The organism is Streptomyces sp. NBC_00557 (assembly GCF_036345995.1).
Taxonomy (GTDB): domain Bacteria; phylum Actinomycetota; class Actinomycetes; order Streptomycetales; family Streptomycetaceae; genus Streptomyces.
On sequence record NZ_CP107796.1, the window covers coordinates 5088379 to 5106830 of the forward strand.

An 18452-nucleotide genomic window follows, 5' to 3' on the forward strand; every position below is an offset into this window, starting at 1 on the left:
CATCAGGGGGCGCGTGAGGGGCGCGTGAGAGGCGCTTCCGACTGTTTCCGCGGGTCGGGGGCACCCGTTGTGCCGTCCCCCGTTCGTCGCCGCAGGGGGACGTCCTTCGAGGAGGAGGGAGCCCATGAGCGCAGCCGAGGCGTCGTCGCCGGGCATCAGGAGGCCCGGGGAGACCGGCAGGACGATCACCACCGACATTCCCGCGCGGCTGGACCGGCTGCCCTGGTCCCGCTGGCACTGGACGATCGTGATCGGTCTGGGGACGGTGTGGATCCTGGACGGTCTGGAGGTCACGGTCGTCGGCAACATCGCGAGCCGGCTGGCCGAGCCGGGCAGCGGGGTGTCGATCACCTCGAGTCAGATCACCGGTGTGGCGGCCGCGCTGTACGTGGCCGGCGCCTGCACGGGGGCCCTCTTCTGGGGGCGGCTGACCGACCGGTTCGGCCGCAAGAAGCTGTTCATGATCACCCTGGCGGTGTATCTGGCGGCCACGGCGCTCACGGCCGTGTCCTGGGAGGCCTGGTGGTTCTTCCTGTTCCGCTTCCTGACCGGGTTCGGCATCGGTGGCGAGTACGCGGCGATCAACTCCGCGATCGACGAGCTGATCCCGGCGCAGTACCGCGGCCGGGTGGACCTGATCATCAACGGCAGCTTCTGGCTGGGCGCGGTGGGCGGCTCGCTGCTGTCGATCGTCGCGCTGAACACCGATCTGCTGGCGAAGAACGTCGGCTGGCGTCTGACGTTCGCCCTCGGCGCCGTCCTGGCCCTGGTGATCCTGCTGGTACGGCGGCATGTCCCGGAGAGTCCGCGGTGGCTGCTGATCCACGGCAGGGACCGGGAGGCGGAGGAGATCGTCTCCGGGATCGAGCACCGGGTGGAGCAGGAGAAGGGGGTGCGGCTGCCGGAGCCGCAGGGTGAGCTGGAGATCCACCAGCGCAAGAGCGTGACGTTCCTGGAGATCGCCCACACGGTGTTCGCCCGGTACCGCAGGCGTGCCGTGCTCGGCTTCTCCCTCTTCATCGGCCAGGCGTTCCTGTACAACGCGATCACCTTCGGCTTCGGCGCGATCCTGACCAAGTTCTTCGACGTGCCCTCGGACCGCACCGGTTACTACTTCGCGGTGATCGCGGTCGGCAACTTCTGCGGGCCGCTGCTGCTGGGCAAGCTGTTCGACACGGTGGGCCGCCGGGTGATGATCTCCTCGACGTATCTGCTCTCGGGTCTGCTGCTGTTCGGCACGGCGTGGCTGTTCGACCGGGGCGCGCTGAGCGCGGGGACGCTGACGGCCTGCTGGTGCGCGGTGCTGTTCTTCGCCTCGGCGGGTGCGTCCAGCGCGTATCTGACGGTCTCGGAGATCTTCCCCATGGAGACCCGGGCGATGTCGATCGCGTTCTTCTACGCCCTCGGCACCGCGGCCGGCGGCATCAGCGGGCCGCTGCTGTTCGCGGACCTGACGGGCACGGGCCGGGTCGGCGACACGGTCCTGGCGTTCTCGATCGGCGCGGCCCTGATGTGCGCGGCGGGCCTGGTCGCCGCCGCGCTGGCGGTACGGGCGGAGCGCCGCTCCCTGGAGGACGTCGCCCGCCCGCTGACGGCGGTGGCGAGCCGCGCCAGGGCGGTGACCCGGGGGACGCGAGGGCCGAGCGAGGGCCCCGCGGCACCGCCGGCGGCGAGCACGCCGTAACCCGGCCACGCCTCAGCCCGGCCGGGACGTAACCCGGCCGGGACGGTGTCAGGCGCCGGTGGTGGAGCCGGGCCGCACGATCATCAGGACGGTGACGGCCGCCCAGAGCAGGTTGAACACCCCGGTGAGCATGGCGAGCCGCACGGTGTCCGTGCCGCGCCCTTCCACCAGCGCGCTCTGGGCGGGCAGCACCAGCGCGGCGAGGACGACGGCCGCGAGGGCCGTGAGCACGATGGACGCGATCAGCCACGCACTCCCGAGCACGCCCATCTCGCTCGCGGTGGCGAACCCGAACACCGGTACGGCGACACCGACCAGGGCGTAGACCCGGCAGACGCGGTGCAGCAGGCTCAGGGCCCCGGCGGCGCCCTCGTCCTCCGGCTCGGCGAGGGCCCGGCGCGCGACGGGCGGGAACATGCTGGCGGCGACGGTCACGGGCCCGACCGCGACGATCGCGGCGAGGACGTGGACGACGAGGAGGAACTTGGTCACGGGGTGACGGTAGGGGCCGGGAGGATCTTGCAGAACTGGCGAAAGTGCCAGGCTCCGACGGATTCCCGCCAGGCGGACGGACGGGGGCGCCGTTCCGGTGTCCGAGCAACCAGGTGCTGTTGGGGCGCCTGGCCACAATCCGTCGCAGGCCTAGGATCCCGCCATGCACACCGTGGCCGTACTGGCGCTGGACGGCGTCATCCCGTTCGACCTGTCCGCTCCCGTCGACACCTTCGGCCGGGCGCGGCTGCCGGACGGCCGGGAGCCGTACCGGGTGCGGGTGTGCTCGGTGCGGGAGGAGGTGAGCGCGGGCGCGTTCACGATGCGGGCGCCGTACGGCCTGAAGGAGCTGGCGGACGCCGACACGATCGTCCTGCCGGGCGTGGCGGAACCCCCGCCGGAGCTGCCGCCGGGCGTGACCGGGGCGCTGCGCGCGGCGGCGGCGAACGGCACCCGGATCGCGTCGGTCTGCGTGGGCGCGTTCCTGCTCGCGGAGACGGGCCTGCTGGACGGGCTGCGCGCGACGACGCACTGGCGGGCCGCGGAGCAACTGGCGGCACGGTACCCGGCGGTGAAGGTGGACCCCAACGTCCTGTACGTCGACAACGGCCAGTTCCTGACGTCGGCGGGCGCGGCGGCGGCGCTGGACATGTGCCTGCACATGATCCGCAGGGACTTCGGCTCGGCGGTGGCGGCGCACGCGGCCCGGATGTCGGTCATGCCGCTGGAACGGGAGGGCGGGCAGGCCCAGTTCATCGTGCACGATCTGCCGCCCGCGCCGTCGGGCGCCACCTTGGAGCCGCTGCTGCACTGGCTGGAGGACCACTGCGGCCGCGATCTGTCCCTGGACGAGATCGCGGCGCAGGCCGGCATGAGCACCCGTACCCTCAACCGCCGCTTCCGCGAGCAGACGGGCACGACGCCCTCGCAGTGGCTGCACCGGGCGCGGGTACGGCGGGCCCAGCACCTGCTGGAGACCACGCCGTACCCGGTGGAACGCATCGCCGTCCAGACCGGTTTCGGCTCGCCCACGGCGTTCCGGGAACGCTTCCGGAGGGTCGTGGGGACGAGCCCGCAGGCGTACCGGAGGGCGTTCCGGGCGGGGGAGAGGCCGTAACCGCCTGCTGGTCGGCGACGGAGTCTTTCCGACCCGGCGGTTACGCGCCTGGCGGTCGGCGACGGCGTCTTTCAGGCCCGGAGGTTTCGGGCCTGGTGGTTCCGGGCCTGGTGGTTCCGGGCCTTGATCGGCGACGGCGTCGATCAGGTCTGGCGGTTTCAGGCCTTGCGGTCGGCGACGGCCCAGGAGGCGAGGGCGACGGCGCCGGCGACACCGAGGACGGAGGGCCAGGCGCCGACCTTCTTGGCCAGCGGGTGGGACCCGGCGAACGCGGCGAGGTAGGCGGCGCTCAGCGCACCGGCGGCCTTCCCGCCGGCCTGCGCCCGCCACTGCTGGGCGGCGGCGACCCCGGCGGCGGCCAGGACGGCCCCGCCCAGCTGCCGCTTCTTGGTCCAACGGGCGACGCCGTACCCACCGACGAGCCCGGTCGCGGCGACGACTGCACTGGGAACCCTGGCCACGACAGCCTCCTCTTCCTCCACTTTTGTGCTGTGTCCGATCCCGAGGCTAACGCGCAGCCGACCGCACTCCTCTTACCTGAGTCGAGGCTTGTCAAGTTTCCGGCAGAGAGTTATATAAGAAGGAGCCGTAGGGCATCGCATACCAGCCCCCGTGGAGAGGAGTGACCTGTGATGCTCATGCGCACGGACCCCTTCCGTGAACTCGACCGCCTCACGCAGCAGTTCTTCGGAGAAAGCACGCGCCCGGCCGCGATGCCGATGGACGCCTACCGCGCGGGGGACGAATTCCTGGTCCACTTCGACCTGCCCGGCATCGATCCCGAGTCGATCGAACTGGACGTGGAGCGCAACGTCCTCAACGTCCGCGCCGAACGCCGCAGCCCTGCCCCCGAGAACGCCGAGATGCTCGTGGCCGAACGCCCCACGGGCACCTTCACCCGTCAGCTGTTCCTCGGTGACACCCTCGACACGGACCGCATCGACGCGTCGTACGAGGCCGGCGTTCTGACCCTGCGCATCCCGGTGGCCGAACAGGCCAAGCCGCGCCGCATCCAGATCACGGGCGGCGACGCGGGCCGCAAGGAGATCAGCGGCTGACGGCGGCCCCGCCGGCCGGCTGACGACACCGCGCGTCCCGGACTCCCAGCGAGCCCCGGGACGCGCCGCCCTGCGCGCCCCCGGCTGCCGCCGCCAGGCCACCAAGCCGAACCGAGCCACCGGGGCCGGCCGAGTCACCGGGGGCCGGTCGAGCCACGAGGGCCGGCCGAGTCACCGCGACCAGCCGAGTCACCGGGACCGCCTGCTACCACAGCCGTCGGCGCCACCGAGGCCACGAGGCCTCCAATGCCACCGGCGCCACAAATGCCACGGCGGACGATCAGGCCACCGTGGCCAATCAAGCCACGCGTTGGCCCGAATCGCACCTATAACAACAGCAAAACGGGGTATTCGGGGTCCACACCCGATACCTCACGGCGCGACCTGCCGATCTCTGGATCTGCCGATCCGCCGCAGTATCGAAGCGTCCGGAGGAGGAGCCACCACGATGACCGTGACGACCCCGCAGCCGAGAACGACGATCCCGACCCCGTCCCCCCTGGTCACCCGCGACCGCGACACCGACACCACGCGCTGGCACGAACTGACCGAGAAGGTGCGCGAGGCGGGCCAGTACACCACGAGGGCCGAGGCGGAACGCGTGACACGCATCGTCCTCTCGGCCCTGGGCGGCCATGTGACCGGCGACGAACGCGTCGCTCTGGTGCAGGCCCTCCCCCAGGAGGCGGGCCGCGTGGTCGCCTCCCAGATCCCCGCCACCCATCCCCTCACCGCCAGGGAGTTCGTCGACTCGGTAGCCACCCGCATCGAGGGCGCGACCCCGGCGACGGCCCGCTGGGACGTCAGCTCCGTCCTCAGCGTCCTCGCGGACTGGGTGGGCGACCCCTTGACCACCGACCTCCTCGCCCAACTCCCCCCGGGCTACGCCCTCCTCTTCGGCCGCGCGGACCTGGTCCCCACGGCCTGACAAGGCACCGGGCGCCGCACACCACCGTGCGGCGCCCGCCGCGTCCCCCCCTCCTCCCCAGCAAGTCCGCCAATCCACCCGCCAAACCCCCACCGCAACCGCGCCCCCTCAGCCAACGACGCGAACGCCGCGCCCCTGGGCCCAACTCCGCCAGGCCGCCCACTTTCCAGGGGCCGCCTGCTCGCGGAGGCACGACGCTGAACAAGGAAGCGGGCGGTCCCACGGCAGCCTCCTAGGGCAAGCTCCGCCTCACCTACGCCTCACAAGGCACCGATTCCGCGAGGGGGCGTGATCCGGGAGCGGGCCGCCTGCGCTGGGCTGCGGCTCGCCTCCGGCGGCTACTGGTGCATTGCAGACTGAGAACGCTGCACGGCACTGGTGATGAACCACGTCCACGCAGACGTTGAGACGGCGACACGGGCGCTGTCAGGGCGCTTCGAGTCCCGTATCAGCACGCCCCCCGGTACGAGGGCCGTCTCCACACACTCGGTCGCGTTGCCGCCGCTGTACGACGACTTGAACCAGACGAGATCGGCGTGGGGCTGGTGGCCGGCGGTCATTTACAGCTCCTTGCGGGCACGGTGGATCAGGCTGGAGGAGGCCTCCATGTCCAACGCTTGTGCGCGCAGGTACTCGAACGCAAGTCTGTATCGCTCAAGTTCCTCGTCCTTCTCCAGGAAGAGGGACCCCGTGTGGAAGTCGACGTAGACCACATCGAGAGTCGGCTCCCGGCCGCCGATGATGACGAAGCTGCCGAGTGCCGCGGCGTGAGCGCCTTTGGAAAAAGGCAGCACTTGCAGCGTGATGTGCGGAGACTCGTTGGCTTCAAGCAGGCGGTCGAGTTGGTGCCTCATGATCTGCGGGGAGCCGACAACCCTCCGGATGACGGACTCGTCCAGGATGGCCCACAGGCGCAGCGGCTTGGGACGCGAGAGGATCTCCTGCCGCTTCATACGGATGTCGACCAGCCGCTCGATCTCCTCCGCTTCCAGGGGCACTTCGTTGGCCTTCTGAAGAGCGGTGCTGTAATCGCGGGTCTGAAGCAGCCCTGGGACGTAGACACAGGAGAAGTGGCTCTCCCCGACCGCCTCGTCCTCAAGGGTGAGCAGCAAGTTCATACTCTCCGGGATCGAGTCGGCGAAGGTGTTCCACCACCCCTGCTGCTTCGCATCCTTTGCGAGCCCGACAACGGCCCGCCGTTCCGCCTCGGTTGCGCCGTACTCCCGGCACAGGGCATCGACAACGATCCACTTGACCGGCCCCGCCTGGGTCTCATATCGGCTGACCGTCGCCTTCGATACGCCGACGAGCAGTCCGGCCTCCTCAAGCGTCAGCCCCTTCCGGGCGCGCAACTTGCGCATCATGGCACCCAGTTGCCGACGCCGTGTTGTGGTCCGTTCGGACATGCGGCTCCTTCGCCGTGTGCCGGGCGGCGGCCCGGAAGACGCTCATCAGGCTAGGTAGCCCAATGCAGGCCCACCATCAGCTTCACCCGATCGATTCTCGTGAGAAGTTACACAGCAAGACTTCTCGTGTGCCATGCTCGACAGCAGACCGCTACGCACAGCAGCCGTTCGGATACGGCGGGCGCAGGCATGTGCGTGCCCCGGGAGTGAGGATTGGCCATGTCCGTCCCCGAAACGACTGATTGCCGGCTCCGCTGCGTCCTGCCGTTCGAGGCCCTGCCCGGCGAGGTGACGCTCCTGCGAAGAGCTGCCGCAAAGCAGCTGAGTAGGTGGGGCATGCCGGTCGCTGTCGACGAGGCCGAAGTCATCGTCACAGAATTGGCGACAAACGTCGTCAAGCACGTGGGTGAGGGCACCTCAGCGACGTTGGTGCTGGAGTGGAGGCGCGACCGGCTACGGCTGGAGGTCCACGACAGGAGCCCTGCCCTGCCGTCTCCCCGGGGCGCAGACTGCTATGAGGAGTGCGGCCGAGGCCTGCATCTCATCGCAGGCCTGGCCATTGACTGGGGTGCGGTTCTCACCGCTGCCGGCAAGGCGGTCTGGTGCGAGGTGCCGCTCACCGTGGAGGCGGGCTGCCGTCGCATCGAGCGGGCCGCCGAGGTTCTGGAGAGGTACCAGTGCGACGAAAGCGGCGCAAGCCGGCACGGGCGGAGCCGCGATGCCGGCCTTGATGAGTCAGCGGTCGAGCTGATCGCTGACCTGCTCCACTGGACTGCTGTCCGTGGGCACGACCCGGACGACATCCTCGACCGGGCTCTCATGCACTACGAGGCCGAAGCGGAGGCGGCCTGATACGCAGAGCGCGCTGCCGGCGCACTACTTAAGCGCGGCTCGCAGTATAGCGCCGGCATCATCTGCCGCCCCTTCCTCGTGCAGTTCCAGGGCTACTGCCATAACATCCTGCTTCTCTTGGTCCCGGCCGTAGACATGGATGAGGTCATCGGCCAGCCGGTCCCGCTCGAACTGCCGGAGCCCTACCACGACATGCGCGGTCTCGGCCGGGGTCAGCAGCTCTGTTGCGCTCTGCCGGAGAAGGGTGAAGGCGAGGTCCTCTCGGCCGGAGCTGTCTAGCTCTCTAGCCTGCGTCACCAGCTGTCGCGCCGCCGACAGATCCTTCATGCTCTGCTGCCGGTCCCTTCGCTGAGGGGGGACCGGCAGCAGAGCCCTGGCATTCCGTGCCGCTTCCAGACGATCTCGTAGGCCGGCTTCAGCGGTCAGCCCTTCAGCCTGCTGAGCCTTCAAAGCCGCCACTGCTGCCCGCAGTCGTGCGGCTTCTCTCCTGGCCGACCGCAGCCGCGCAGCATCCTGTTTCCGCTGCCGTTGACAGGCTTCCTGTTCGCGTTGGTGTGCCATGCATGCGGGACAGGGGGCGTCGAGTTGTTGGGTGAGTGAATCGATTCGTCCGCCCAGTTCCGTGCAGTGCTCGCAGCCTCGCCGCTCGCCAGCGGCGCTGGCATGGAGGGCGAGCAGTGTCTCGGAACTGATGCTGACGTCCTGGCCGCTGGCGGCTGCGTCAGCGCAAGCCTCCTTGTACAGACGCTCGACGAAACTTCGACTCGGAACCCTGTCGCGGTTCAGGTACCGCGACAACATATCCGCGGTGCAACCCAGTCGTTTCGCCGCCTGCGCCTGCGTAAGCCAGCTTTCTGCTGGTTTGTCCAGGTTTTCGGAGTCCAGTAGGCGGCACAGTGCCCGCAGCGCCAGGGCGAGTTGCCGTTTCCTGGGAGGTATGTCGTCGGAGAACCCCTTCGTGGGGTCGAGCCAACGAGGCCAGGCCGTGCTGCTTCCGGCGAATGACATGCGGTTACCCCATCCCTTGGCTGCTCAGGCAAGGGATGGGTGTCAGCCCAACCTCTGCCTGCGACTGGGCAATTGTGCCTCAAGGGCTGCGCCGCTGCTCCTGTAATTCCTGCTTCCTCGAGGGGTTGGACTTGCTATTTGCGAGCAAGTCCAACCCCTCGGAGTTGCTTTACCCGGGCAAGCTGAGAAGGGGCTGGACGCCAGACCGTCTAGTGGTGTCAGCTGGATAAGCCGCTGAGAAGCGGGGGGAACGCGGAGTCCAGCACTGTGTACTGTCAGTTGCAGTTGCCGCACTCTCCGAAATAGAGGGCGTGCCATTGGCACGAGTTCACGGAGGCGTTAGTGGAGGAAATCCCATCCTTTCGGGACAAGAAGTTCGGCAGCATGGTGCGGGCAGCGCTGTGGTTGGTCACGGTGGTAGGGGAGGGAAACATCTTCACCAAGGCCCAGCTGCGCGAAGCGTTTCCCGACGTCGCGCAGATCGACCGCAGGCTGCGGGGCCTGCGTGACCACGGTTGGCGTATCGACACGAGCCGCGACGACCCTTCCCTGCTTCAGCAGGAACAGCGGTTCGTGACCAGGGGTGCTGACGTCTGGATCCCTGGCAAGTCGAAGGCGCCGAAGCACAAGGCCAGCCTGACCGCCGCCCAGCGTGCGAAGGTTCTTCAGGACGACAACCACCTGTGCCGGTCCTGCGGCATTGGGGCCGGCGAGGCGTACGAGGACGGCGCCGGAATTGAGCTTGCCAAGCTCAACGTCTCCCGTCGTAGGGTGCTCCACCCCGATGGGACGGTTGACCACCAGCTCGTTACCGAGTGTAAGAGGTGCGGGACGGGAGGCGGCACTGACCGTGAGGTTGACCTTGGTGCCCTGCTGGAACTTGTAGAGAACCTTTCTCCGGTGGAGAGGCGCCTGTTCGCCAAGTGGATTGAGTCCGACCGGCGCTCGTTCAGCCCGATCGAGAAAATCTGGGGCATCTACCGGACGCTGCCGCAGGAGTCGCGCTTCGCACTGGCGCAGGCCATCGATGGCATGGCCGACTGATCCAGGACCGGCAACAGAAGCTGACAGCACCGGACAGAAAGGACGGGGAAAGAATGCTGCGGGAATACCCGCTGCCGCCGCGGGCGGAGCAGTTCAGTGAGCTGATCAAAAAGAGGCTTGAAGAGGTGAGAGCTGCCGGGGGTACCCGGGAGACTGTCACAGTCGACCTGAACGGGCAGCAGATCCATGTCGATGTGATCGACCTCCCGTTGAACGACCTCTACCTCAATCCGCGTACCCACCGGATTCGTGCCCAGCGCACCCACAAGCCGGATCAGGACCGGAACCTGGATGAGGAACCCTACGGGGAAGCCGGCCAGGAGTACCTGCGCAGCCTGCTCCAGGCCAAGCCGTCCGACCCGGAGTTGCGGGACCCCGACTTCGACAAGCTCAAGGAAGATCTGGACAAGTTCGGCCAGAACGAGCCTGGGCTGGTCACGTACCACGGTGTACTGGTGAACGGTAATACCCGTGCCGTCGCGCTACGGGAGCTGGGCAAACAGTCGATGAGAGTGGGCGTGCTTCCCTCGTCGTTCACTCAGGCGGACATCGACGCTGTGGAGCTGGCACTCCAGCTCCGCCAGGACCAGCGGCGGGACTACTCCTACATCAACCGGTTGATCGCCATGGAGGAGCAGGCGGCGATGGGCCGAACGCCGGAGCAGATCGCCAAGGAGTTCCGTATCCGGACGGCGACGTACCACCAGGAGCGTTGGATCCTCAGCACGATCAAGGAGTTGAACGACCGCAGCGCGAGCGGCGGAGGCGTCGGGCTGAGACTGGTTGACTGGGAAGGGGCACAGGAACGGCTCAAGGAACTCCAGCGGCTTTACACGAAGCTGGAGAGCCTGGACAAGGACCAGGCCGAAATCCTGAAGGAGCGGCGTCTGGCGGCGATCCTTCTCAACTTTTCGAAGACGGACGTCCGTCTGATCGATGAGACGTTCCTGACGGAGGGGTACCTGGAGAAGGAGCTGCCGACGGAACTGGCGGACTTCCAGACGGCTGCTCAGCCCGCGTCGGTGTCCATCCCAGGGTTGGGCCTGGAGGTGCCGGCGGCCTCGTCGGCCGTATCGGCGGCCCGTGCGCTGAACGACCGTATTCTCCGGGCGGCGGCGACTGTCCGTAACACGACGGCGGACCTGCCCGACAGCGAGAGGGCCTCCGCTCAGGCGCTACTCGACCAGGCCAAGGATGCCTTCGACCGGGCGATCGAAAGCTCTGGCCGGGATGCCCGGCTCCGTAAGCGCAAGCAGCTCGCGCCGGCCCGGCTCGCGGACGCGTGCGCGAACATCGACCAGTGCGTTATCGAGCTGGTCCAGGCGCGCACCTCGAACAGCCTGGACGAGGAGGCCTTCGACGAGGCCGTGCTCAGGCTCCGGGGCAGTCTGCGGAAGCTTGCGCAGCAGGCCGGTCGTGGGATCCCGAATCCCGGCGACGGTGTCTCCTGGCTCCTCGCCGCCGTCACTGCGGAGGGCACCCGGTGACGGAGACGTCCCTGCACCTGAGGTTCGACGACTCGCGTACCCGTGTGGTTCTGCGCACCACCGACCAGTACCGGCAGGACCTCGTCCAGCTGGCCGCCCGGTTCCGTACCGGCGGCCAGCTGGGCCCGCTCTCTGTGTCGGTCGCGCTCGATGACCTTCTCGCGGACTTGACGGTCCTCAGCAGCTGGCCGGACCCTGCGGGTGTTGTTTGGGCTCCAGAGCTTCTGGACCTCGTGTCCGGTGTGGTCAAGGACGCCAGGCTGGTTGAGGAACGGCTATCTGGCGCTGGCGCACCTCCGGAGGTTGCCGCTGGCGATGTGCTAGACATGCTCGGCGATATGTGGAAGGCGGACCTCAACGCCTTCCAGCGTCGAGATGTGGCCAAACTTCTCTCACTTGGTCATGGGGCCAACTTCAGCGTCCCCGGCGCAGGCAAGACCCGTGTGGCGCTTGCCGTGTACTCCGCGCAGCGGGCTCAGGGGGCCGCCAGCAGGCTGTTGGTCGTCTGCCCCAAGTCGGCCTACGAGTCCTGGCGCTATGAGACCGCCGTCTGCTTCAGCTACCCGCTGCGCACCCATGTGCTGGACGGCTCCTTGGATGAGTGGGCCGAGGTTCTCATCGTTAACTATGAACGGTTGGACCGCTCACTGCCCTTGCTAGCGAACTGGCTGAAGTCCGCTCCTTCGATGATCATTCTCGATGAGGCCCACCGCATGAAGCTTGGCGCGCGCGGCACGTATGGTGCCGCGTGCATGGCGCTGGGCCCCCTCGCGCGGCGTCGGCTGATCCTGACGGGAACGCCCGCCCCGAACGGATCGAAGGACTTGGAGAACCTCCTGGGTTTCGTCTGGCCGGGCCACGGCCAGCGCACAGTGACCCGGGCGGTGGCCGGCGGAGACCTCGCCTACGCAAGTACGGTCCTGCGACCGCTGTTCACGCGGACGACCAAGCAGGAACTCGGCCTTCCGCCCATGACCCTGCGCATGCGTTACGTCGACATGCCGGACCTACACGCCGAGATCTACAGCTCTCTTGTGGGCGGGATCGCTAACGGCGCTGCTCGCGATGACCTCAGCGCCCTCGGTAAGACGGCGTTGCGTCTGCTGATGGCGGCGACCAGTCCAGCTCTGTTGCTGGAAGGCGCCACCAAGTACGAGCCGCTGGCTTACCAGCTGCCCCCACTTGAGATCCCGGCCGGGAGCTCCCTGTATTCACTGATGCAGAATCTCCCCGACTACGAGCTGTCTCCGAAGTACAAGGAAGCGCTGGCGATCATCGCTGGGAACGCTGCGCAGGGTCGCAAGACACTGGTCTGGACGACCTTCGTGCGCAGCCTGACGACCCTGGCGCAGATGCTGGAGAAGTACTGCCCAGCAGTCGTGTACGGAGGTACGCCTGACCGAGAAGAGCAGCTGCGACGCTTCCGCGAGGATCCCAGCTGCTTGGTACTGATCTCAAACCCGGCGACTCTGGGTGAAGGCATCAGCCTCCATCACGTGTGCCACGACGCGATCTACGTGGACAGGGACTTCATGGCCGGCCGCTTCCTGCAGAGCCTCGACCGGATCCATCGCCTGGGCCTCGCACCGGACACGGAGACCCGCGTCACAGTGCTGGCAGCCCGGGACACGATTGACGAGGTAGTTGAGGTACGACTTGATCAGAAGCTGGAGTTCATGGGCAAGATCCTTGACGATCCTACGGTTCAGCAGCTTGCGGACCTTGAGGAGGAACCGGCAGTCGCGGCAGGACTAGCGCCGAGTGACATGGAGGCATTGCTGCGTCACATAGGTAACCGCTGACGCCGGTGATCGGACTTGCTGGCCTCGGGCCGTACGGGGCGGGGCCAGAAGGTCTGAGGAATGGGAGACTCTTGGGACCAAGAGAACCAGGGGTCTGCACATGAGCAGTGACTCTGGGACACTTGGCGTCGGTTTTGAGTCACTCCCGGGAGGAGCGCCATGCGCCCCAGCGGTCGCGAGCGTCCGCAGTTCACCTCGCCACTGACCTCCGTCGAGATCTGTGCGGGGGCAGGCGGGCAAGCTGTTGGGCTGCATTCGGCAGGCTTTGATCACTTGGCTCTCGTTGAGTGGGATGCGCATGCCGTGGAGACCCTGAAGGCCAACATTGGAGGCTGGCCTGGATGGGGCGAGCAGCGAGCCCAGAGTCTCACGCCGATGGACGTGAAAGAATTTCTGGGGTCAGCAGTTCATAAAGGGCTTCCTGTGAAGAAGGGGGAACTTGACCTGCTGGCGGGCGGCGTACCCTGTCCGCCTTTTTCCCTCGCTGGAAAGCGATTGGGGAAGGATGATGAGCGGGATCTTTTCCCCGATGCGCTGAACATTATTGATGCGTTGAGGCCCAGGGCTGTCATGATTGAAAATGTGCGTGGCATCCTCGAGCCTCCTGAGGTTTTTATCGACTATCGCAGGGATATTCTGAACACGCTGCGATCCCTTGGGTATGTCGTGCCCAGGATTGAAGAACACTGGTCCGCAGAGAAGCAGGACTATGTCATGCGCAGTGTCTGGCGCAGGATGGATGCAAAGTGGTTTGGGGTCCCCCAGTTGCGCCCTCGTGCCATTTTGGTGGCGATCCACGAGGATGCTCTTGCTGAGAGCCCTGTCGAATTTCAGTGGCCGCTCAGGCTTGATGAAGGAGGGGCGACAGTGTTCCATGCTCTAGACAAGAGCATGGAGGAGCGTTGTCGGGAATTCTGGGACAAGAACGAGGACGGAAATCCCGCTCAGCCAGGCGAGCGGACGGGTGAGGTCGTGTACAAAGAGTGGCGCAAGGCTGCTCTGGAGGCTGAAGAAGCAGGCAGAGGGATCGCTCCCACTCTCGTGGGAGGGTCGCGGAAGCATGGCGGTGCGGATCTCGGCCCTACCCGCGCCAAGCGAGCTTGGAAGGCGCTTGGTGTAGATGCGATGGGCGTTGCTAACGATCCGCACGAATGTGACCCTAAGCGTGATCTCTTCAGGCCGACTGGTCCGATGCTGACCGTCCAGCAGGCTGCCAGGATTCAGGGATTCCCGGAAGACTGGAAATTCCAGGGAAGGAAGACAGCTCGCTACCGGCAGGTTGGCAACGCCTTTCCCCCGCCGGTTGCGGAAGCAGTGGGAAGGGCTATCGCTGCTGTTCTGCGCCCGGAGTCCCGCAGTGAACTGCTTAAGGACTACGTCATGGATGTCTGCGACGGCAACACTGATTCCATGCCTTCTGAGCAGATGATGATTCCGGTCTAGGGATTTATGGGTGCGCTCGGCGCTGAGCTACTGCTTCAGCGATTTGTCGGGCGCATGCCTCGGATGGCTCGTGCTCCCAGAAGCGGAGAACGAGCCATCCAGCTTCCTGAAGCCGCTGATCAGTGTCCCGGTCGCGCCGTACGTTGCGCAGGACTTTTTCTGACCAGTACCCAGAGTTGGTTCTAGGCGGAACATAGTGCTCGGGACAACCGTGCCAGTAACAGCCGTCGATGAAGACGGCGACCTTAGCCCGACGGAACACCATATCTGCCGTTCGACGCAGGTCCGGAATGGGTCGGGTGGCCACTCGGTATCGGAGTCCTTGAGCGTGCACAAGCCGACGGATCAGTCTCTCGGGCTTCGTGTCACGGCTACGGATCGCTTGCATGTTGCGTCGGCGCGCCGCTGACGAGGCCCAGGAACCCTCAGGGGCTTTCCACTCAGGAGCATCAGACACACCGAAGAGGTTAGCCCGGCACCGAGCGGAGGTGTGGTCTTGTGCATGCCAGAAGTGTGGGCGTAGGTCACTCGCTTTTTGATCAGTGTCGTGCTTCCGTCGGCCGCGTCAAGGGCGCTCCACTCCGCTGCGCTGCGTTCCGCGTCGGCTGCGCCGATGGCTCTCCGAGGCACCCCCCTGACCCTGCCCGCTTCAGCACGGGGAGGAAGCGAGCGAGCGGCCCGCATGAGCGGGCGGACCAAGTGGGGTGGCCTCAGGTGGACTCTGCAGTGGAGCGGGGCTGGGCGCCCATACGCCGGTGGCGGCACCTCGCCGGGTTAGCGGCTTGCGGCGGAATGCGTGTCGTAGCGGGTGGCGGGTTTATGCGCCGTGGCAGCCCTCGTACGGCTGGGCCGAGCCGCACCAGCACTCCGCCCCCCTCCCCGGCGGCCAAGCCACGGCCCGGCCCCGCGCAGCGAGCGTCGTCGCGTACTGCGGGAGCAGGGTCGGGTCTGCCGGGGAGGAGCCCTCCGACGCCGCGAACGCCTCGTACGACGGCACCGTGCCGGTGACGATGCCCAGGTTGGGGGTGCCGGAAGAGGACAGCTCGCGGAGGGAGGACTCTATGGTCGCGAGGTGGGTTTCGTGGGACGGGTACTCCGAGGACAGAGCGGGGTAGGCCGACAGGAGTTCCGACAGTTCCGTTGCCGACCAGTGGAGGATCGCGACCGGGAAGGGGCGGGAGAGGGCCTCGCGGTAGGCGCCCAGTTCGGCGCGGAGGCGGGAGATCTCCGCGACCAGTTCCGCCGGGTTGTCCGAGCCGAGGGACCAGACGCGTTTGGGGTCGTGGAGTTCGTCCAGGGACACCGGCGAGGTGTGCAGGGTGTCCGCCAGGGTGTCCCAGTCGTCGTGCGGCAGGCCCCGCATGCGGCGGACGCGGTGGCGGCCGTAGAGCAGGGGGTGGGTGGCGGGCGGGGGCTCCTCCTCGGCCGGCAGGAGGAGGCGCGCCGCCTCCGTGAACGTCTCCTCCGCCGCCTCCAGCTCGTCGTGCGACTCCAGGGACTCCGCGACGATCACCCAGGGGGCCGGGTCCCGGGGGGCCGTCGTGCGGATGCCGTCGATGATCGCCCTCGCCTCCGCCTCGTGGTCGTACTCCCAGAGGTTGGAGGCCTTCAGGGCGCGCACCAGCGCGGGGTTCTCCAGGCCGTCCGGTGAGGACAGCAGGCGGTCGTAGAGCGCGGTGGCCGCGGGGCGGTCGCCGGACAGTTCGAGGTGGGCCGCGGCGCGCAGGAGGAGGGCCTCGGCGTCCTCGGGATACAGTCCGGCGGTCCGCTCCAGGCGTGCCGCTTCGGCGGTGTGGTCGACGTTCTCGGCAGGCGTGTCGGGGCGCATGGGGGACACCGTACTGCCGAGCACTGACTCAGGGGAGTACGCGCAGGTCAGGGTCCCCTTACGACGTGGTTCACGCATTCACTCCGCCCGCGCTCACACCGTCACCCCGTCCACCTGCGGGCGGCTCGGGAGGCCCGGGCTCGTGGACGCGTTCCCCGGGCGGCCGGTCACGGCCCTTCCGGGTCCGTTACCGCCGCCGCTCCCGCAGCACCCCCACCAGTGCCGCGCCCACCACTGCCAGACCCGCCGACACCAGCAGGGCGGTGTTCGTGCCGCTCGCCAGGGTGCGGGAGGAGGTGGCGACGGCGATGGTCAGGGCGACGCCGGCGCAGGAGCCGATGTAGCGGAGGGTCTGCTGGGCGCCGGAGCCCATCGCGGCCCGTTCGCGCGGAACCGAGTCCACGGCCAGCAGCGGCAGCGCGCCGTTGAGCAGGCCGCTGCCGACGCCGCTGACGATCAGGCCGGGCAGCAGCCGGGTCCAGGAGCCGGAGGCGAGGGCGCCGAGCATGGTCAGGACGGCGACGGCGTGCAGGGCGAAGCCGACGGCGAGCTGTGCGCGCGGGGCGATCCGGCCGGCCAGGTGCTTGACCTGGAGGGCGACCAGGAAGCTCAGGCCGGACCAGAGCAGGAGCAGCCAGGCCGTCCGTATCGGGGACAGGTGGAGGACCTGCTGGAACAGGGCCGGCAGGAAGCTGAACATGCCGATCACCGCGAGGCCGGTGAACAGGCCGCCCGCGGCCGAGGCCAGGAACGGTGTGTGGCGCAGCAGGCTCAGCTCGATCATCGGGGTGCCCGTCCGGTGCTCCACGGCGGCGAAGAGCGCGAGGAGGGCGACCGCGGCCGCGAGCAGCAGGCCGACCGGGGCGCGCAGCCAGCCGTCGCGGCCCAGGGTCAGGGCCGCCACCAGCGCCACCAGGGCCAGGCCGAAGGTCAGGGCGCCCGGGATGTCCGGGCGGCCGCCGCGCGGCGCGCGTGATTCGGTGAGCGCGCGGGTGCCCAGCGCGGCCAGGACGACGGCCGCCGCGCCCAGCACGCCGTACGCCACCCGCCAGTTCGGCAGCGCGCCCGCGACCAGTGGTCCCACGGCGATGCCGCCGCTGACGAAGGCGCCCCACACGCCGGTCGCGTGCAGCCGGCCGCGCGGGGACGGGAAGGCGGCGACCAGCAGGCCGAGGCTGCTCGCGAGGATCGCCGCGCTCGCCGCGCCCTGGGCGATGCGGGCGAGGGTGAACTGCCAGGTGGACGTCGAGAAGGCGCCGAGCGCGGTGGTGAGGCCGAGGGCCAGCGTGCCGGCGAGGAAGATCCGGCGGCGGCCGTAGTCGTCGGCGAGGCTGCCGGCGACGAGCAGTACGGCGGCGAGGCCGAGCGGGGTGCCGTTCAGCAGCCAGGCCTGGGCGGAGAGCGGGGTGTGCAGGGCGGTCGCGGTGCCGGGCAGCGTGACCATCGGGGCGGTGTACGTCATCAGCGTGACGGCGGTGGCCGCGCTGGTCAGGGCGAGCGTGGCCCGGGGGCGGGCGGGGGCGTCCCGGGTGGTGGCGCCGTGTACGGCGGGGGCGGCGGACGCGGGGGCGGTGGCGGAGTCGAGCCCGGTCATGGCGTGGTCCTGTCCTTCCGGGGCTGCGGCCGGGGTGAGCGGCTGGGCGATTGGCGGTTCATTCATTGAACCGACCTGACCGCACCACCGTAGCACTCACGGTTCGGTCAGTGAACCTAGGCTGGGAAAGTGGTTACAGTGGACGGCATGGCACTGGGCAAGGACTACGCGTCGCAGGAGTGCTCGATCGCCCGCGCGCTCGAGATCGTCGGCGAGCGCTGGACGCTGCTCGTCGTCCGCGACGCCCTCTACGGCGTCCGGCGGTACAACGACTTCCTGGCCCACCTCGGCATCCCGCGCGCCGTCCTCGCCGCCCGGCTGCAGACCCTGACCGCCGAGGGCATCCTCGAGAAGCGGCGGTACCAGCAGTCGCCGCCGCGCGACGAGTACGTCCTCACCGAGCGCGGCATCGCCCTGTGGCCCACCCTGCGCGCCCTCGGCCTGTGGGGGCGCCAGCACTTCACCGAGGGGCCGCTGCGGTACTTCCGGCACGCGGAGTGCGGCACGGAACTCGGCCCGTACGGCGAATGTCCCGCGTGCGGGGCCGTCGTACCGGTCGGGGACGTGGTCATGGAGCCCGGGCCCGGCCTCGACCCGGACCCCGCGGATCCGGTCAGCCGGGCCCTGCTGAAGCCGAAACGGCTGCTGGAGCCGCTGGAGACGGAGCCCGCCTGACCCTGCCGCCGGAGCCGGAGCCGGAGCCGGAGCC

18 protein-coding genes are annotated in these 18452 nt (G+C 68.3%); 10 read left to right on the top strand and 8 right to left on the bottom strand.

What is annotated here, in order from left to right; translation table 11 throughout:
• Window positions 1–124: 124 nt before the first annotated feature.
• Entirely contained in the window at window positions 125–1684 is a 1560-nt protein-coding gene (locus OG956_RS22160) for an MFS transporter (RefSeq protein WP_330339727.1), read from the top strand.
• A gap of 48 nt (window positions 1685–1732) precedes the next feature.
• Here the strand turns inward: OG956_RS22160 and OG956_RS22165 are convergent, their stop codons facing one another.
• Window positions 1733–2176 (bottom strand): hypothetical protein, encoded by a 444-nt coding sequence (locus OG956_RS22165; RefSeq protein ID WP_330339728.1) that lies wholly within the window; start codon window positions 2174–2176, stop codon window positions 1733–1735.
• A gap of 163 nt (window positions 2177–2339) precedes the next feature.
• On the opposite strand from OG956_RS22165, the gene OG956_RS22170 reads away from it, so the two are divergent.
• Window positions 2340–3293 (top strand): GlxA family transcriptional regulator, encoded by a 954-nt coding sequence (locus tag OG956_RS22170; RefSeq protein ID WP_330339729.1) that lies wholly within the window; start codon window positions 2340–2342, stop codon window positions 3291–3293.
• Window positions 3294–3451: 158 nt separating this feature from the next.
• Here the strand turns inward: OG956_RS22170 and OG956_RS22175 are convergent, their stop codons facing one another.
• A complete protein-coding gene (locus OG956_RS22175; RefSeq protein ID WP_330339730.1) occupies window positions 3452–3754 on the bottom strand; it encodes a hypothetical protein in 303 nt (100 codons plus the stop codon).
• A 171-nt stretch (window positions 3755–3925) separates the two neighbouring features.
• Between OG956_RS22175 and OG956_RS22180 the strand changes: the two genes are divergently transcribed.
• A complete protein-coding gene (locus OG956_RS22180; RefSeq protein ID WP_330339731.1) occupies window positions 3926–4351 on the top strand; it encodes an Hsp20/alpha crystallin family protein in 426 nt (141 codons plus the stop codon).
• A 448-nt stretch (window positions 4352–4799) separates the two neighbouring features.
• Window positions 4800–5279, top strand: coding sequence for a DUF2267 domain-containing protein (locus OG956_RS22185; RefSeq protein WP_330339732.1), 480 nt, complete (start codon window positions 4800–4802; stop codon window positions 5277–5279).
• Between the two features lie 338 nt (window positions 5280–5617).
• Here OG956_RS22185 and OG956_RS22190 read toward each other — a convergent pair whose 3' ends face one another.
• Window positions 5618–5839 (bottom strand): DUF397 domain-containing protein, encoded by a 222-nt coding sequence (locus OG956_RS22190; protein WP_330339733.1) that lies wholly within the window; start codon window positions 5837–5839, stop codon window positions 5618–5620.
• A complete protein-coding gene (locus OG956_RS22195) occupies window positions 5840–6685 on the bottom strand; it encodes a helix-turn-helix domain-containing protein (RefSeq protein ID WP_330339734.1) in 846 nt (281 codons plus the stop codon).
• A 219-nt stretch (window positions 6686–6904) separates the two neighbouring features.
• Between OG956_RS22195 and OG956_RS22200 the strand changes: the two genes are divergently transcribed.
• Complete coding sequence (locus OG956_RS22200; protein WP_330339735.1) at window positions 6905–7537, top strand: ATP-binding protein; 633 nt, start codon at window positions 6905–6907, stop codon at window positions 7535–7537.
• 24 nt (window positions 7538–7561) lie between these two features.
• On the opposite strand, the gene OG956_RS22205 is transcribed toward OG956_RS22200, so the two are convergent.
• Window positions 7562–8545 carry a helix-turn-helix domain-containing protein gene (locus OG956_RS22205; protein ID WP_330339736.1) on the bottom strand — a complete coding sequence of 328 codons (984 nt, stop codon included), beginning with the start codon at window positions 8543–8545 and terminating at the stop codon, window positions 7562–7564.
• Between the two features lie 342 nt (window positions 8546–8887).
• Between OG956_RS22205 and OG956_RS22210 the strand changes: the two genes are divergently transcribed.
• From OG956_RS22210 to OG956_RS22225, 4 genes are all read left to right on the top strand, one after another.
• The gene (locus tag OG956_RS22210) at window positions 8888–9589 is read left to right on the top strand and encodes a hypothetical protein (RefSeq protein WP_330339737.1); all 702 of its coding nucleotides are present in this window, start codon (window positions 8888–8890) and stop codon (window positions 9587–9589) included.
• 53 nt (window positions 9590–9642) lie between these two features.
• Window positions 9643–11076, top strand: a complete 1434-nt coding sequence (locus OG956_RS22215; protein WP_330339738.1) for a hypothetical protein — start codon at window positions 9643–9645, stop codon at window positions 11074–11076.
• Window positions 11073–12878 carry a DEAD/DEAH box helicase gene (locus tag OG956_RS22220; RefSeq protein WP_330339739.1) on the top strand — a complete coding sequence of 602 codons (1806 nt, stop codon included), beginning with the start codon at window positions 11073–11075 and terminating at the stop codon, window positions 12876–12878. Before OG956_RS22215 ends, OG956_RS22220 begins: the two co-directional genes overlap by 4 nt.
• A 159-nt stretch (window positions 12879–13037) precedes the next feature.
• Window positions 13038–14321: a DNA cytosine methyltransferase gene (locus OG956_RS22225; protein WP_330339740.1), complete on the top strand. Its 1284-nt coding sequence runs from the start codon at window positions 13038–13040 to the stop codon at window positions 14319–14321.
• A 4-nt stretch (window positions 14322–14325) separates the two neighbouring features.
• Here the strand turns inward: OG956_RS22225 and OG956_RS22230 are convergent, their stop codons facing one another.
• The 3 genes from OG956_RS22230 to OG956_RS22240 form a co-directional block, all read right to left on the bottom strand.
• On the bottom strand, window positions 14326–14778 hold the full coding sequence (locus tag OG956_RS22230) for a very short patch repair endonuclease (RefSeq protein WP_330339741.1): 453 nt from the start codon (window positions 14776–14778) through the stop codon (window positions 14326–14328).
• Between the two features lie 360 nt (window positions 14779–15138).
• Complete coding sequence (locus tag OG956_RS22235; RefSeq protein ID WP_330339742.1) at window positions 15139–16149, bottom strand: hypothetical protein; 1011 nt, start codon at window positions 16147–16149, stop codon at window positions 15139–15141.
• Window positions 16150–16336: 187 nt separating this feature from the next.
• Complete coding sequence (locus OG956_RS22240; RefSeq protein ID WP_330342914.1) at window positions 16337–17743, bottom strand: MFS transporter; 1407 nt, start codon at window positions 17741–17743, stop codon at window positions 16337–16339.
• Between the two features lie 147 nt (window positions 17744–17890).
• Here OG956_RS22240 and OG956_RS22245 point away from each other — a divergent pair, with 147 nt between their 5' ends.
• Complete coding sequence (locus OG956_RS22245) at window positions 17891–18418, top strand: winged helix-turn-helix transcriptional regulator (protein WP_443065589.1); 528 nt, start codon at window positions 17891–17893, stop codon at window positions 18416–18418.
• Window positions 18419–18452: the final 34 nt, after the last annotated feature.

Coding starts and splice junctions, on each gene's coding strand:
- OG956_RS22225 (WP_330339740.1), top strand. CDS start 13,038: ATGCGCCCCAGCGGTCGCGAGCGTCCGCAGTTCACCTCGCCACTGACC.
- OG956_RS22170 (WP_330339729.1), top strand. CDS start 2,340: ATGCACACCGTGGCCGTACTGGCGCTGGACGGCGTCATCCCGTTCGAC.
- OG956_RS22245 (WP_443065589.1), top strand. CDS start 17,891: ATGGCACTGGGCAAGGACTACGCGTCGCAGGAGTGCTCGATCGCCCGC.
- OG956_RS22235 (WP_330339742.1), bottom strand. CDS start 16,149: ATGCGCCCCGACACGCCTGCCGAGAACGTCGACCACACCGCCGAAGCG.
- OG956_RS22185 (WP_330339732.1), top strand. CDS start 4,800: ATGACCGTGACGACCCCGCAGCCGAGAACGACGATCCCGACCCCGTCC.
- OG956_RS22200 (WP_330339735.1), top strand. CDS start 6,905: ATGTCCGTCCCCGAAACGACTGATTGCCGGCTCCGCTGCGTCCTGCCG.
- OG956_RS22240 (WP_330342914.1), bottom strand. CDS start 17,743: ATGACCGGGCTCGACTCCGCCACCGCCCCCGCGTCCGCCGCCCCCGCC.
- OG956_RS22190 (WP_330339733.1), bottom strand. CDS start 5,839: ATGACCGCCGGCCACCAGCCCCACGCCGATCTCGTCTGGTTCAAGTCG.
- OG956_RS22205 (WP_330339736.1), bottom strand. CDS start 8,545: ATGTCATTCGCCGGAAGCAGCACGGCCTGGCCTCGTTGGCTCGACCCC.
- OG956_RS22215 (WP_330339738.1), top strand. CDS start 9,643: ATGCTGCGGGAATACCCGCTGCCGCCGCGGGCGGAGCAGTTCAGTGAG.
- OG956_RS22180 (WP_330339731.1), top strand. CDS start 3,926: ATGCTCATGCGCACGGACCCCTTCCGTGAACTCGACCGCCTCACGCAG.
- OG956_RS22160 (WP_330339727.1), top strand. CDS start 125: ATGAGCGCAGCCGAGGCGTCGTCGCCGGGCATCAGGAGGCCCGGGGAG.
- OG956_RS22195 (WP_330339734.1), bottom strand. CDS start 6,685: ATGTCCGAACGGACCACAACACGGCGTCGGCAACTGGGTGCCATGATG.